We start from the raw sequence: 14,541 nt of genomic DNA, 5'->3' as shown, positions 1-14,541 counted from the left end.
GTGATAGTGGCCCTGAACTTGCGCGTAAGAACCCAAAATTCCCCCAAATTGATTTCACTCGAAACCAGACCGCCAAGTCGGATCGAGGATGCCCTAGCGATTTCTACTAAGCCGATCAAAATATCGCAACCTGGTAATACACAATTCTAGCACTCCCATTTGCTCGCAGAGACACCTAGCTATTTGGCTTGTTTGGTATCTATTTTATTCGTTCGAGAGGACAGTGTAGTCGCGGTCTGTCACAGATCAGAACTCATACCGCGGCAACTGTCCAATCGCAGCCGCCTTCGCCGCGATTGTCACGTCCCCATAGTCGTCGCCAGCGGTTCGTCCCGCATGGCCCTGGATAGCGTCAAGCGTCCTGTCAGCAACGCCGATCTCGCGACCGACCGTCTTAAACCGATGGCGCCAACCATGGCTAGGTTTCACGCCTTCCGGGATGACCTCCTCAGCCTGCAACCACTCACTTATCCGACCTGCCACGGTTCGCGCCGGAAGCGTCCCCTCCTTCTTTTTGGAAGATGGATAGAACAGCGGGCCATCGGCAGCGTCATTGACGAAATCCACAAAGCCCAGATCGATCAGTTGCTGATGCAAGGGAACATCGCGATAATTGCCCGCCTTTACGGAGCCAGCGTCAGGCGCAATCCGAATCACCGGCACGCCTTTTTCATAGCGGAAGTCCTGCTTCCGAAGCTGGGTGATCTCTGTAATCCGCGACCCTGTATGAGCGCAAAGGATTGGTGACCAACGCTTGGCGGCGGTCGTCTGTGGAGCTTCCCGCGTTCGCGGATTGTCAGAGTGCTTCGGTTGATGATCCCGAGCCACTCTCAAGATCTCAACCGCCTCGTCCAGGGTGAAGCCTTGTTCGCGCGAATGCTGCTTCTTCGAAACTTTGATCCGAACGTTTTCCGCGACGTTGGTTTCGAGTCGATCGTTGTTCACTGCCCATTTCAGAACCGTCCGCACCGAGGCCAAATACACGTCGGCAACGGTCTTGCTGGCCAGCGTTTTCAGGCTCACATCCTTCCAATCGAGAAGGTTCTGCTTGGTGAGCTTGCGGGCGTCGTTGTGAAGGATGAATTTGGAGAGGTTAGCGAAAACCGGCGTCCAGCGCCTGCGAGCCTCCCGGCCCTTCCCGTCGGCGGCCCGCTCATCCAAGTAGTCATTGAGTAGACCTTTGAGGGAAACTGGCTGGCGGTCATCTACGGCCGGCTCAGCAGCCGTTAGCAAGGGGTGAGCGGGCTCGCCATTGAAGTCACCGTCGTTTCGTTCGTGTTGCCGGGACATGGCTTCATAGGCGGAGACGCAAAGCGCCTGAGCGATCTGGCGCCATTCGACACTACCTTTCGTGGCTGTGTGATTGCCGAGTGACTTGAACTCCTCGAGGCGCTCGCCGACGAGCCGTTCAAGCTCATCATCGGACAGCTTTCCCGAATAGCCATCGCGAAAGCGCCGAGCTCCCTCGTAGTCGACCTCATAGCCCGCGTATTGATGATAATGTGCACGGATTAGTTCATCGTCGGCAAGCCGCATCCGATAGTCTCGGTCGGCTATTTGCGGTGGAAGAAGTGGATAGCGGCCGACAGTGATGGACTGTTCGCCAGCCGCGACGGCGCGGCGCTCGCCGAGTGCAATCTCATGCTGAAGGGCGGCGACGGCACCAGGCAGCATCTTCAGGGCTGTCCGGTAGTCGGGACCAAGCCCTGTTCGCAATTCGGCTTTCCCGATATACGGCCGAAGCTCTTTCGGGACTACAAGCCGTGCAAAATAGCGGCCGTCCCGATTTAGGAGATTTCGAACACGGCCTGCCATCACTTCCACCCGATTTGTTACGGCATTTGTAACGTCAGAATGGACAGAAAGCGTTGCGTGTCAATGACTTCAATGATTTCAAAGGGATAGACTGGTGCTGCGAGAGAGGATTGAACTCTCGACCTCTCCCTTACCAAGGGAGTGCTCTACCACTGAGCTACCGCAGCCGCTGATGGCGGGGCTTCTGCCATATCGAACCGGCAAGCGCAAGGCCAAGTGCAACGCTTCTGTGAAAGGCTTTGCCGGATAGCTTTTAATGACATGGCGGCGCCACAATGTTGGCTATCCCTGAACGGCGGGCTGGCTGGTCGCCGGCCGAGGCGGGACGATGAACGACAAGGCAATTCCACTGAAAAAGGATGGTCCAGCGAAAAAGGGCGGTACCAACCGCAAGGATCGGCTGGCCGAGCAATTGCGCGCCAATCTGCAGAAACGCAAGGCGCAGTCGCGCTCGCGGCGCACCGGCGAAGCCGACCAGCGGCCGGACGGCCTCGCCGCATCAAAGGAAATACAAAAAGATTAACTCAAATCGGCCACTCTTGGCCCGGGCTGGGCGAAATCCTATTTCTTGAACCAAGCCGGCCAATGGTCTAGACGGGCCGCTACTCAAACGATTGAACCGGCCTTTTTGGCCGAGAGGGACGTTCTTCCATGGATCGCATCAGAATTGTCGGGGGCAACAAGCTCTCCGGAAGCATTCCGATCTCGGGCGCGAAAAACGCGGCCCTGCCCCTGATGATCGCCTCGCTTTTGACCGACGACACGCTGACGCTGGAAAACGTGCCGCATCTGGCCGATGTCGAGCAGCTGATCCGCATCCTCGGCAATCACGGCGTCGACTATTCGGTCAATGGCCGCCGCGAGAAGCAGAACGAGGGCTATTCGCGCACCATCAACTTCTCCGCCCGCAACATCGTCGACACGACAGCGCCTTACGAGCTGGTGTCGAAAATGCGCGCGTCGTTCTGGGTGATCGGCCCGCTGCTGGCCCGCATGGGCGAGGCCAAGGTGTCGCTGCCGGGCGGTTGTGCCATCGGCACGCGCCCGGTCGATCTGTTCCTCGAAGGCCTGCAGGCGCTGGGCGCCGATATCGACGTCGACACCGGCTATGTCATCGCCAAGACCAGGAATGGCCGCCTTGTCGGCAACCGCTACGTGTTCCCGAAGGTCTCGGTCGGCGCCACCCATGTGCTGATGATGGCCGCGGCACTCGCCAGGGGCGAAACGGTGCTGGAAAACGCCGCCTGCGAACCCGAAATCGTCAACCTCGCCGAATGCCTCAACGCCATGGGCGCGAAGATTCATGGCGCCGGAACGCCAACCATCACCATCGACGGCGTCGAATCGCTGTCGGGTGCGCGCGTGCGTGTCATCCCCGATCGCATCGAGACCGGCACCTATGCCATGGCCGTCGCCATGACCGGCGGCGACGTCGTACTGGAAGGCGCGCGGCCGGAACTGTTGCAGACCGCGCTCGACGTGATCGCCCAGACCGGCGCCGAAATCACGCCGACAAATTCCGGCATCCGCGTGAGGCGCAACGGCGCCGGCATTTCGCCAGTCGACGTGACGACAGCGCCCTTCCCGGCCTTCCCGACCGATTTGCAGGCGCAGTTCATGGGCCTGATGACGATGGCCAAGGGCAAGTCACGCATCACCGAGACGATTTTCGAAAACCGCTTCATGCATGTGCAGGAGCTGGCGCGGCTTGGCGCCCACATCACGCTTTCGGGCCAGACGGCGATCGTCGAGGGCGTGCCGAAGCTGAAGGGCGCCCCGGTCATGGCGACCGATCTTCGCGCCTCTGTCTCGCTGGTCATCGCCGGCTTGGCGGCCGAAGGCGAGACAACGGTCAACCGGGTCTACCATCTCGACCGCGGCTTCGAGCGGCTGGAAGAAAAGCTGTCCAACTGCGGCGCGGTGATCGAGCGGATTTCCGCATAGGCCAGTTGCAAGGCCTTGCGGTGCGGTTGCGCCGACGGGAAAGACCGCCTAACAGAAGGTTCAGTTATCAACCTTCAGGTGCGAAATCCGCATGACCGCCCTTAAGCTTATCGCGCTCGACGACCAGGATCTGAGCATCGTTTCGGCCCATGTCCAGGATGCCGTGATGAAGGTCAGTGACCTCGAATTCCTGCCCGCGGCCAAGCGTTTCTTGCTGACCATGAACCGTTTCGTCTGGGAGGCCAAATCCGGCCTGTTTCGTCAGCACAATGAGCGGCGGCAGGCGGTGCTGCATTTCGACCGCGTGCTCGGCGCCAAGACCAGTGGCATTGACCGCGACAAGCCTGCCGAAATCCTGTCCCTGCTGGCGATCAGCTTCATCGAGATCAGCAAGCCGGCCGGCATCGTCGAGCTGATCTTTGCGGGCGGCGGCGCGATCATGCTCGACGTCGAATGCATCGAGGCGCGCCTTGCCGATATTGGCGGGGCGTGGGAAGCCACCTCGCGCCCCATCCACAAGGCCTGAACGTCCGATGGCCATCACGCTTCGTCAGTCCGACGCCGATTTCGAGCAGCGTTTCGCCGCCTTCCTCACGACCAAGCGGGAAGTGTCTGATGATGTCGATGCAGCGGTGCGCGACATCATCGCGCGCGTGCGCGCCGAGGGCGATGCGGCGCTGATCGACTATTCACAGAAATTCGATCGCGCCGATCTGGCTGGGCTAGGCATCGCCGTCTCGAAGGACGACATCGCCCAGGCTTACAAGGCCGCCGACCCGAAGACGGTCGAGGCGCTGGAATTCGCGCGCGACCGCATCCGCTCTCATCACGAACGGCAGCGGCCGAAGGACGATCGCTATACGGATGCCGCCGGCGTCGAGCTCGGCTGGCGCTGGACGGCGGTCGAGGCGGTCGGGCTCTATGTGCCGGGCGGCACGGCGAGCTATCCAAGCTCGGTGCTGATGAACGCCGTCCCGGCCCGGGTGGCCGGCGTCGAGCGCATCGTCATGGTCGTGCCGGCACCGGGTGGCATCATCAATCCGCTGGTGCTGGTGGCCGCGGATATATCAGGCGTGTCGGAAATCTACCGCGTCGGCGGCGCGCAGGCGATCGCAGCCCTTGCCTACGGCACCGAAACGATCAGGCCGGTCGCCAAGATCGTCGGCCCGGGCAATGCCTATGTCGCGGCAGCCAAGCGCCAGGTGTTCGGCACGGTCGGCATCGACATGATCGCCGGGCCGTCGGAAGTGCTCGTCGTGGCCGATGGCAGCAATGATCCGGACTGGATCGCCGCCGATCTGCTGGCCCAGGCCGAGCACGACACATCGGCGCAGTCGATCCTGGTCACCGACGATCCGGCCTTCGGCATCGCTGTCGAACAGGCGGTCGAACGCCAGTTGCAGAGCCTGCCGCGCGCCGAGACCGCAGCAGCGAGTTGGCGCGATTTTGGTGCCGTGATCCTGGTGCCGACCATTGAATCCTCGCTGCCGCTAGTCGACCGCATCGCCGCCGAACATGTCGAATTGGCAATCGACGATGCCGAGGGTTTCCTGTCGCGGATGCGCAATGCCGGTGCCGTGTTTCTCGGTCGCCACACGCCGGAAGCCATCGGCGACTATGTCGGCGGCTCCAACCATGTGCTGCCGACGGCACGCTCGGCGCGCTTCTCGTCGGGCCTGTCGGTGCTCGACTTCGTCAAGCGCACCTCGATCCTGAAGCTCGGGCCGGAGCAGCTGCGCATTTTGGCGCCGGCGGCGATTGCGCTCGCCAAGGCGGAGGGCCTTGACGCGCACGGACGCTCCGTCGCCATACGGTTGAACATGTAGGCCGCTATGTCGGACTCCGATCAAACCCGCGCCAGGCTGATCGATGTCGAACTCGATGAATCGATCGGCCGTTCGACCCCCGATGTTGAGCATGAACGCGCGGTGGCGATCTTCGACCTGATCGAGGAAAACAGTTTTCAACCGGTCAATGACAGCGGCGCCGGCCCGTATCGGCTGAAACTGTCGCTGGCCGAGCAGCGCCTGGTGTTTGCAGTGGCGCGCGAGGATGGTGCTGCCGTCGTCACCCATATCCTGTCGCTGACGCCGCTGAGGCGCATCGTCAAGGACTACTACATGATCTGCGAAAGCTATTACGACGCCATCCGCTCCTCGACGCCGAGCCATATCGAGGCGATCGACATGGGCCGCCGCGGCCTGCACAATGAGGGCTCGCAAACGTTGATGGACCGGCTCTCCGGCAAGATCGACATCGATTTCGACACGGCGCGCCGGCTGTTCACGCTGGTCTGCGTGCTGCACTGGCGGGGCTAGCCCTGTCACCCGGCGCCCTGCCCCGTTCGATCCTGTTCCTGTGCGGTATGAATGCCGTGCGCTCGCCAATGGCAGAGCAACTGGCGCGGCGGATGCTGCCCGCCACTATCTTCGTCGCTTCGGCCGGCGTTCGCGCCGGCGAGCGCGATCCGTTCGTCGATGCCGTGCTTGCCGAAGAAGGTCTCACGCTGGGCGAGCGTCACCCAAGGACGATGGACGATCTCGAGGACGATTATTTCGACCTGATCGTCACGCTGGCGCCAGAAGCGCACCACGCCGCACTTGAGCTTACCCGCTCGCTCGCCGTCGAGGTCGAATACTGGCCGACGCCGGACCCGACCGGTGCCGGCGGCACGCGCGAACAGATCATGGCGGCCTACCGGGACGTGCGCGAGCGGCTGAAAGCGCGCATAGGTCATCGATTCACGCCTCCGGAAGCAAAAAACGCGACGGATTAAGCGTGTTCACAAGCGGACGATTATCATATAGGTTCCGCCGAAATTCCGGCTAGAGTCGGATGATTTCAGGTCTGTTCGACCTGAAATCTGAATCCGCCTCTAAACCAAGAAGTAGAGCATGATGTCGTCCGAAAACCGCTTTACACTTTTCGGCATCATGCTCTAAGCGCCGGAACTGCCATCCAAGCAAAGGTATCGAATGCCGAAGGAAGAAGTCCTCGAGTTTCCGGGTGTCGTGACGGAATTGTTGCCCAACGCGATGTTCAGGGTAAAGCTCGAAAACGAACACGAGATCATCGCCCATACGGCCGGCCGCATGCGCAAGAACCGCATCCGCGTGCTGACCGGCGACAAGGTTCTGGTCGAGATGACGCCATACGACCTGACCAAGGGGCGCATCACCTATCGTTTCAAGTAAGCAAAGCCCGACTGGTCCGCGATGAGCATTTTGCAGAAGCTGGTGCTTGCCTCGGGTTCGCCGCGCCGGATCGAGCTCTTGCAACAGGCCGGCATCGAGCCGGACCGTGTGCTGCCGGCCGATGTCGACGAAACGCCGCTGCGTGCCGAGCATCCGCGCTCGCTGGCCAAGCGGCTGTCGAAGGAAAAAGCCGAGAAGGCGTTTGCGTCGCTGAAGACCGAAGCCGACTATGCACCGGGCTTCGTGCTGGCCGCGGACACGGTGGTCGCCGTCGGGCGGCGCATCCTGCCCAAGGCAGAAACCCTCGACGACGCTGCCAACTGCCTCGGGCTGCTGTCGGGCCGTTCGCACCGCGTCTATTCCGGCATCTGCCTGATCACGCCGGGTGGCAAGCTGCGCCAGCGGCTGGTCGAGACGCGGGTGCGCTTCAAGCGGCTGCCGCGCGAGGAGATAGACGCCTATGTCGCCTCGGGTGAATGGCGCGGCAAGGCCGGCGGCTACGCCGTCCAGGGTCTCGCCGGCGCCTTCGTCGTCAAGCTGGTCGGTTCCTACACCAACATCGTCGGGCTGCCGCTGTATGAGACCGTCGCGCTGCTGAGCGGCGAAGGCTTCAAGGTGCATGGCGGCTGGCTGGCGGGAACCCGGCTGTGAATTCCGATTCCAAGGTCACGCCCTTGCGCCCGAAGCGCCCCTGCCCCGAATGCGGCAAGCCCTCGGCGCGCGACACCTTTCCGTTCTGCTCGACGCGCTGCAAGGACATCGACCTCAACCGCTGGCTGAAGGGCGCCTATGTCATCTCGGCCCGCGACGACGAGGAAGAGACGGACCCCGACGCTCCGAAGTAAGAAGAGCCTCGTCTTATGCATGTCGGTGTCCCAAAACCGGGGCCACTTTTGGGCGACATCCATTGGTCAGGCGGCCTCGTTCTTGCGCTGATTTCCTGCCGGTGAAGGAAGTCGCCATCCTGTGCGGCTTCGAGGACGCGAACTATTTTTCGAAGGTCTTCCGCCGCTGCTACGGCATCACGCCGAGCCAATTCGGCACCACCGGCATGTATGCCAATTTGAGAACTCCGGCTAGGCGCGGCGTCAGGGCGTCTGATGACGAGACCTGACACCGCCGCCGTTAAACAGGCAGCTAACTAGGCAGCGTGCAGGCTGCCGCCGTCCAGCCATTCGAGATCGGCCGGCGAAAGCGTGATGTCGAGGGCGCGCATACTGTCATCGAGCTCGTCCAGCGTGCGTGGTCCGATCAGCGGGATGGACGGAAATGGCTGATCGAGCACATAGGCCAGCGCAATATGGATCGGGCTCTTGCCCAGTCTCGCGGCAAGTTCGATCGCCCGGTCGCGACGGCCGAAATTCCGCTCCGAATACCACACCCGCACCAGTTCCTCGCTGTCGCGCTTGTCGCGCCCGGCGCGATCGGTGAAGAAGCCACGCCCCTGGCTTGACCAGGCGAAGTTCGGCATTTGCCTGGATGTCAGCCAGGCCTTCCACGCATCCGTGGAGGACGTGATGCAGCCTGCCCAGATCGGCTCCAGCATTTCGGCCAGCGAGAAATTGTTGGACAGCGCGCCGGGCCTTTGCTTGCCGGTGCGCTCGGCGTAGGCAATGGCCTGATCCATGCGTTCCATCGTCCAGTTCGAGCCGCCGAACGGGCCGCGGATGCGACCGGCCTTCACCTCGCGGTCCATCGCATCGACGAATTCGCCGACCGGCACATCCGGATTGTCACGGTGCATGAAGTAGACATCGACATGATCGGTCTGCAACCGGTCGAGCGACTGGTCGAGCTGCTTGCCGATCACATCGGGATAGCAGAGCGGCGAATGCGCACCCTTGGCGATGACCACCGATTGCGCGCGCACGTCGCGGTTTTTCAACCACTCGCCAAGCAGCTTCTCGGTATAGCCGGCGCCGTAGACATAGCCAGTGTCGAAGAGATTGCCGCCAGCCTCGAAAAAGGCATCGAGCAGGATCGAACCCGAGGAGAAGGTGCGGAAATCCTCGAAGCCGAGCGCCACCACCGACGCCGGCTTCGGCAGGCCAGGGATCGTGCGCTTGGCGATCGCCGTGCCGCCCGATCGCAAAGTCCGGCCGGAGATGGTGTTGACGCGTTGTTGGGCCTTCTCGATCCCGTATTCGAGGCCGGCTGCCGCCCGCCATCTGTCCAGCACACGCAAGGTGCCGAGGCTTTCCGCCCACGCCATGCCCGGCCAGGCGAATTCCTGCCGGCCGGCGCGGATCGCCTCGCCGGCTGCGTCGACCTCGAAGGAATAGACATGGCGCTTCTCGTTGACGCTGATGGTCTCGCGCGCGCCATCGGATGCGACGACGTCGATCCGGCCGACGCCGACGTCGCGGTTGCCGCCGGCGAACCAGAAGTCCGGCACTTCGATGCGGCCCTTGGTGCCCAGGATGCGCAAGACATTGTCCTGGTTGAGCGAGATGCTGCAGGAGACTTCGGCGACAATGCCACCCGGGAAATGCAGCAGCGCGGAGGCCCATTCGTCGACGCCAGACTGGCCAAGATGGGCGGTGCCGGCCACCTTGTCGGGGTCGGCGAAGGGAAGTCCTGTCGCCGCCCCGGCAATCAGCCGGGCCATCGAGACGGGATAGCCGCCGACATCCAGGATGCCGCCGCCGGCAAGATCGTTGGCATAGAGACGGTGCTCCGGCATGAAGCGCGGCATGGCGAAGCCGAAGCTCGACTTGATCATCCTGATCTCGCCGATGACGCCAGACCTGATCAGCTCCACCAGCTTCAGCGTCTGCGGGTGCAGGCGGTACATGAAGGCTTCGCCGAGGAATGTGGCCGCCTTGCGCGCGGCATGGATCATGGCGTCGGCCTCGAAGGCGGTCAGTGCAAGCGGCTTTTCGCACAGCACATGCTTTCCGGCCTCGGCCGCCTTGATCGCCCATTGCGCATGACCGGGATGCGGTATCGAAATGTAGACGGCGTCGATATCGGGATCGGCGAGCAGCGCGTCGTAGCCGTCAAGGATGCGGGCACCGGGGAAACTCTCGGCGAGACCTGGCTTGGCGGGATTTCGCGCGCCGATGGCGACCAGCTTTCCGGTGCGCGAAGCGGCCACGCCGCCGGCAAAGGACTGGGCGATGCTGCCCGGGCCGAGAATGCCCCAGCGAATGGGCGTGGTTGCGGTCATTGTCATTCTCCTTGAAGGCTGGAAAGGGCCGGCGGTCAGCGCAGCCGCAGTCCTTTTTCGTCGAACAGGTAGGATTTGCGGATGGAAACGGTGATCTCGGGCGTGTCAGGGACCTTTGCCGCGTCGCGCTGGATCACCACGTCGTCGCCGTTGGCCGTTCTGGCATAGAGGAAACTTGTGCCGCCCAGGTGCTCGACCACGTCGATAGCAACCACAAGGTCGGTGTCGCCCTCTCCGGCATTGCCGAAATGTTCAGGCCGCACGCCGACGATGACCTTGCTTCCGATTTTTGGACCGCCTGCTTCGGGTGCAGCGCCCGTCAGCGGTTGCACGATACGTGTCTTCTCTTGACCCGCCAGCTCGACCACGACACCAAGCGCATCGTGCCCGACAATGCGACCGTTGATGAAGTTCATCTTCGGCGAGCCGACAAAGCCCGCCACGAACTGATTGTCGGGATTGTCGTAGAGATCGAGCGGCCGGCCGATCTGCTCGACATGGCCGGCGCGCAGCACGACGATCCTGTCGGCGAGTGTCATCGCCTCGGTCTGGTCGTGCGTGACATAGATCATGGTGGCGCCGAGTTCCTTGTGCAGCCGAGAAATCTCGACCCGCATCTGGACGCGCAACTCCGCGTCGAGATTGGAGAGCGGCTCGTCGAACAGGAACACCTGCGGTTCGCGCACGATGGCGCGGCCGATGGCGACGCGCTGGCGCTGGCCGCCGGAGAGTTTTTTCGGGCGCCTGTCCATCAATTCGCTGATGCGCAGGATCTCGGACGCCCGCTTCACCCGCCGGTCGGTGTCGGCCTTCGGGTTGCCGGTCATGCGCAGCCCGAAAGAGAGGTTCTGCTCGACGTTCATGTGCGGATAGAGTGCGTAGGACTGGAAGACCATGGCGATGCCGCGGTCGGCTGGCTCGACATCGTTCACCACCTTGCCGCCGATGGCGATCTCGCCGCCGCTGATGTCCTCGAGCCCGGCGATCATCCTGAGGAGTGTCGATTTTCCGCAACCGGAAGGGCCGACGAAGACGACGAATTCGCCGTCCTTGATGTCGATGCTGGCGCCATGGACGACCTCGAAGACGCCGAAGCGCTTGACGACATTGTTGAGCGTGACCGTTGCCATTCTGCCCCTTACTTGACCGCGCCGGCGGCGATGCCGGCGATGAAATGGCGCTGCAGCAGCACGAAGACGACGAGCATCGGCACCGTCAGCATCACCGCGCCCGCCATGATGCCGCCCCACGACACCTTGGTGAGGCCGATCAGCGTGCCGAGCGCCACGGGTGCTGTCATTGAACCGGGCTGGCTGTTGATCAAAAGCGGCCACAGATAATTGTTCCAGGAGGCGAGGAACAGGATGATGGCAAGTGCGGCCAGCATCGGCCGCGCCAGCGGCAGCGCGACGAAAAGGAAGATGCGCCATTCCTTGACGCCTTCGACGCGCGCCGCATCGAAGAGGTCGTCGGGCATCATCGAAAAACTCTGCCGCATGAACAGCACGCCGAGCGAATTGAACAAAGGCGGCACGATCAGCGCCACCCAGGTGTTGGCGAGCTTGAAGTCGCGCGCCACCATGATGAATTGCGGGATCAGCACGACCGCATAGGGAAGCGTGATGGTGCCGAGGATGATGGCGACAACCGCGCCCTTGCCGAAGAACTGGTAGCGGGCCAGCGCCCAGCCGGCCATCGACGTCAGCAGCACCGACAGGAATGTGTAGGTCACCGCCACCGAGACCGAAATGCCGATGGCGCCGACGAAGTTGGTGTCACGCTGCAGATTGTTGAAATTGTCGATGAAATTGCCGTGCGGCAAAAGCTCGATGCCGGGGCTGAAGATGCCATTGTCGGGCATGGTCGAGAACACCACCATCATCCACAGCGGAAACAGCCAGATCAGTGCCAGCGGCGTCAGGACCAGATGCAGCAGGAGGCTGCGTCCCAGTCTGGCGGAGGAGCGCGAACTCATTTCGGTTCCCTCGTCAGCCACAGCTGCGCCAGCGTGATGGCGATCGCCAGCCCGGCCATGGTGTAGGCAACGGCCGAGGCGTAGCCGAAATTGAGCGACCGAAAACCCTGGCGGTAAAGCAGCAGGCCAAGCGTCTCCGTGCCGCCGCCCGGTCCGCCGCGCTCGGTGATCAGGAACGGCTCGGTGAACAGCTGCATGGTGCCGATGATCGACAGCACGAGGCAGAACACGATGACCGGCTTCAAGAGCGGCAGGGTGATGTAGAAGAACTGCTTGAGCTTGCTGACGCGGTCGAGCGTCGCCGCCTCGTAGACATCTTCGGGAATGGACTGCATGCCGGCGAGCAGGATGATGGCGTTGTAGCCGGCCCAGCGCCAGGTCACCGCGATCATGATCAGCGCCATCGCTGGCGTGACGTTGGAAAACCAGTCGATCTTGGGCAGGCCGACGCTGTTCAGGAGCTTGTTGATGATGCCGAAATCGAGGTTGAACATCAGCCGGAACACCGCCGAATAGGCGACCTCGCCGACCACCACCGGGGCGAAGAAGGCAAAGCGGTAAAGGCCGCGCGCCTTCAAGAGCGGTGAGTTTAAAAGCACCGCCATGACGAGCGCCAGCGAGATCATCACCGGCACCTGGATGACCAGGATGAGCAGCGTGTTCTTCAGCGCGTTGAAGAAGGCCGGATCGCCGACCAATCGACCCCAGTTGAAGCCGGGCGCGAACCGCCACGGCACGGTGCGCGTCGCCTGGAAGGAGATCATGAAGGAGTTGATGATCGGCCACACCCAGAAGATTGCGAAGATCAGCAGATAGGGCGTGAGGAAGCGATAGGCCGTGGCGTTACGGTTGCGCATTTTTTTGCCTCCTTCCCTTTTGCTTTCCGCCCGTTCGGGTGGCGTGTTGATATTCAATCTTCGAGGTCTGCGCCGCCCCTCACCTGCCTGCCGGCATCCTCTCCCCGTATAGTGACGGGGAGAGGGGCGCTGTCATCAATGGTTTCGTCAATCACCGGCGTTGCAGGAAAGGGCACCGGCGCTGCGGCAATCTCCCTTCTCCCCGTCACTATACGGGGAGAAGGTTCCGGTAGGGGGATGAGGGGCAGCGCCAACGTTCCCGCAGGACGCATCACTCGGCCCGCCGGTGGTGGTCACGATTTGACTGGCAATCCTGTCGCTGCGGCGATCTGGCTTGCGGCATCGTCGAGTGCCGCCTTGGCGTCGGGGTAGCCGCCGGCCAGATATTTGGTCTGCACGGCGCGGACGATGATTTCGGCATCGCTCTGGAACGGTGTGCCGCGGCTCGGAACAACCTTGGGCAAGGTGCCCAGAATGTCCTTCCACACCGCCTGGCCGCCCCAATAGGGCAGGCCTTGCGAGACATAGGGATCATTGAGCGCCGAGATCAGGGACGGCACCAGTCCGAACTCCTTGAGCATCGTGATCTGGCCTTCGTTCGTCTCCAGCGTGTATTTCAGATAGGCGTAGGCAGCTTCCTTGTTCTTCGACGCCGAGGTGATGGCCAGCGAGGACCCGCCGAGATTGGCGGCGCGCGGCCCGTCGGCGGTGAGGCTCGGCATCAGATAGACGCCCCATTTGCCGTTTTCACCGGCCGATTCGGTGCGGATGGTGCCTTCGTACCAGCCGCCATAGATCTGGGTGGCGACGGTGCCGGCGGTGTTGTTGGTGATCTTGGTGCTCCAGTCGGCCGACGAGATGATGCCGGCGTCCTTCATCTCCTTGATCTTGGTCATCGCGTCGACGCATTTGGGCTGGTTGACCGTGATCGACTGGCCGTCGGCGGAGAAATAGGCGCAGCCCTGTTCGTTGGAGATCATGCGGAAGATTTCTGAATCGCCGTTGAAATCGGCGTTGGTCATGGTGACGCCCGGATTGGCTGCCTGGATCTTCTTGCCGGCGGCGATGAAATCGTCCCAGGTCTTGATCGACGCCGGATCGACGCCGGCCTTTTCGTAGAAGTCGCGGCGATAGAATGCGGCGACCGGGCCCGAATCCCACGGCATCGAGTAGGCCTTGTCGCCGACTTCGAGTTCGGTGCGTTTGAAGTCGGGGAATTTCGCCTGGTCCTCGGCCGTGTAGCCCAGCGTATGCAGGTCGACGAAGCAGTCGGGGAACTGGCTCCAGTAATTCTCGGCCTCACCGTTCTCGATGGTGACGATGTCCGGCAGGCCGACGCCTCCCGCGGCGCAGCCGGCGATCGACTTGTCGTAAGTCGGCTGGTTGCCGAGATCCTGGACCGTGACCTTGACGTCCGGAAATTGCTTGTTGAAGCCGGCAATGGTCGCCTTCAGCGATGAAGCCGCGACATTCCAGCTCCAGATGGTGATTTCGCCGGATTGCGCAAAGGCCGGGGCTGAGCCCAGGGCAAGCGCGAGCGCGGCGCAGGTCATTGTGATGCGCATAGAAATCCTCCCATTTCATTTG

The 14,541-nt window shown here is 62.2% G+C and carries 15 protein-coding genes, 1 tRNA gene and 1 pseudogene; 10 read left to right on the top strand and 7 right to left on the bottom strand.

Going from position 1 to position 14,541, the window contains the following annotated elements; translation table 11 throughout:
- Positions 1-246: 246 nt before the first annotated feature.
- Positions 247-1,815, bottom strand: coding sequence for a hypothetical protein (locus tag ACZ89F_RS03925; RefSeq protein WP_476090482.1), 1,569 nt, complete (start codon positions 1,813-1,815; stop codon positions 247-249).
- A gap of 92 nt (positions 1,816-1,907) precedes the next feature.
- Positions 1,908-1,982, bottom strand: a tRNA-Thr gene (locus ACZ89F_RS03920).
- Between the two features lie 161 nt (positions 1,983-2,143).
- Between ACZ89F_RS03920 and ACZ89F_RS03915 the strand changes: the two genes are divergently transcribed.
- The 10 genes and pseudogenes from ACZ89F_RS03915 to ACZ89F_RS03870 all read left to right on the top strand — a co-directional run.
- On the top strand, positions 2,144-2,338 hold the full coding sequence (locus ACZ89F_RS03915) for a hypothetical protein (RefSeq protein WP_476090481.1): 195 nt from the start codon (positions 2,144-2,146) through the stop codon (positions 2,336-2,338).
- Positions 2,339-2,466: 128 nt separating this feature from the next.
- On the top strand, positions 2,467-3,759 hold the full coding sequence (gene murA, locus ACZ89F_RS03910; protein WP_476090480.1) for a UDP-N-acetylglucosamine 1-carboxyvinyltransferase: 1,293 nt from the start codon (positions 2,467-2,469) through the stop codon (positions 3,757-3,759).
- A 91-nt stretch (positions 3,760-3,850) separates the two neighbouring features.
- Positions 3,851-4,285, top strand: a complete 435-nt coding sequence (locus ACZ89F_RS03905) for a DUF2948 family protein (RefSeq protein ID WP_476090479.1) — start codon at positions 3,851-3,853, stop codon at positions 4,283-4,285.
- Positions 4,286-4,292: 7 nt separating this feature from the next.
- Complete coding sequence (gene hisD, locus ACZ89F_RS03900) at positions 4,293-5,585, top strand: histidinol dehydrogenase (protein WP_476090478.1); 1,293 nt, start codon at positions 4,293-4,295, stop codon at positions 5,583-5,585.
- A gap of 6 nt (positions 5,586-5,591) precedes the next feature.
- Positions 5,592-6,077: a UPF0262 family protein gene (locus ACZ89F_RS03895; protein WP_056583391.1), complete on the top strand. Its 486-nt coding sequence runs from the start codon at positions 5,592-5,594 to the stop codon at positions 6,075-6,077.
- On the top strand, positions 6,065-6,535 hold the full coding sequence (locus ACZ89F_RS03890) for an arsenate-mycothiol transferase ArsC (RefSeq protein ID WP_476097204.1): 471 nt from the start codon (positions 6,065-6,067) through the stop codon (positions 6,533-6,535). The genes ACZ89F_RS03895 and ACZ89F_RS03890 overlap by 13 nt, the downstream gene beginning before the upstream one ends.
- Positions 6,536-6,734: 199 nt before the next feature.
- Positions 6,735-6,953: a translation initiation factor IF-1 gene (gene infA / locus ACZ89F_RS03885; protein ID WP_006200926.1), complete on the top strand. Its 219-nt coding sequence runs from the start codon at positions 6,735-6,737 to the stop codon at positions 6,951-6,953.
- A gap of 21 nt (positions 6,954-6,974) precedes the next feature.
- Positions 6,975-7,604 (top strand): Maf-like protein, encoded by a 630-nt coding sequence (locus tag ACZ89F_RS03880; protein ID WP_023809261.1) that lies wholly within the window; start codon positions 6,975-6,977, stop codon positions 7,602-7,604.
- Positions 7,601-7,798, top strand: coding sequence for a DNA gyrase inhibitor YacG (gene yacG, locus ACZ89F_RS03875; protein WP_476090477.1), 198 nt, complete (start codon positions 7,601-7,603; stop codon positions 7,796-7,798). The genes ACZ89F_RS03880 and yacG overlap by 4 nt, the downstream gene beginning before the upstream one ends.
- A gap of 86 nt (positions 7,799-7,884) precedes the next feature.
- A pseudogene (locus ACZ89F_RS03870) lies at positions 7,885-8,067 on the top strand (AraC family transcriptional regulator); the annotation flags it as partial.
- A gap of 27 nt (positions 8,068-8,094) precedes the next feature.
- Here ACZ89F_RS03870 and ACZ89F_RS03865 read toward each other — a convergent pair.
- The 5 genes from ACZ89F_RS03865 to ACZ89F_RS03845 all read right to left on the bottom strand — a co-directional run bounded on the left by ACZ89F_RS03865 (position 8,095) and on the right by ACZ89F_RS03845 (position 14,519).
- Positions 8,095-10,122 (bottom strand): aldo/keto reductase, encoded by a 2,028-nt coding sequence (locus ACZ89F_RS03865; RefSeq protein WP_476090476.1) that lies wholly within the window; start codon positions 10,120-10,122, stop codon positions 8,095-8,097.
- A gap of 35 nt (positions 10,123-10,157) precedes the next feature.
- A complete protein-coding gene (locus ACZ89F_RS03860; RefSeq protein WP_476090475.1) occupies positions 10,158-11,252 on the bottom strand; it encodes an ABC transporter ATP-binding protein in 1,095 nt (364 codons plus the stop codon).
- A gap of 8 nt (positions 11,253-11,260) precedes the next feature.
- Positions 11,261-12,097: a carbohydrate ABC transporter permease gene (locus ACZ89F_RS03855; RefSeq protein WP_476090474.1), complete on the bottom strand. Its 837-nt coding sequence runs from the start codon at positions 12,095-12,097 to the stop codon at positions 11,261-11,263.
- On the bottom strand, positions 12,094-12,954 hold the full coding sequence (locus tag ACZ89F_RS03850; RefSeq protein WP_476090473.1) for a carbohydrate ABC transporter permease: 861 nt from the start codon (positions 12,952-12,954) through the stop codon (positions 12,094-12,096). Before ACZ89F_RS03850 ends, ACZ89F_RS03855 begins: the two co-directional genes overlap by 4 nt.
- A gap of 293 nt (positions 12,955-13,247) precedes the next feature.
- Positions 13,248-14,519 carry an extracellular solute-binding protein gene (locus tag ACZ89F_RS03845; protein ID WP_476090472.1) on the bottom strand — a complete coding sequence of 424 codons (1,272 nt, stop codon included), beginning with the start codon at positions 14,517-14,519 and terminating at the stop codon, positions 13,248-13,250.
- Positions 14,520-14,541 lie beyond the last annotated feature (22 nt).

The organism is Mesorhizobium sp. USDA 3734, assembly GCF_056279665.1.
The sequence above is the reverse complement of the archived record's forward strand: the minus strand, read 5'-3'. Positions and strand labels throughout refer to the sequence as shown.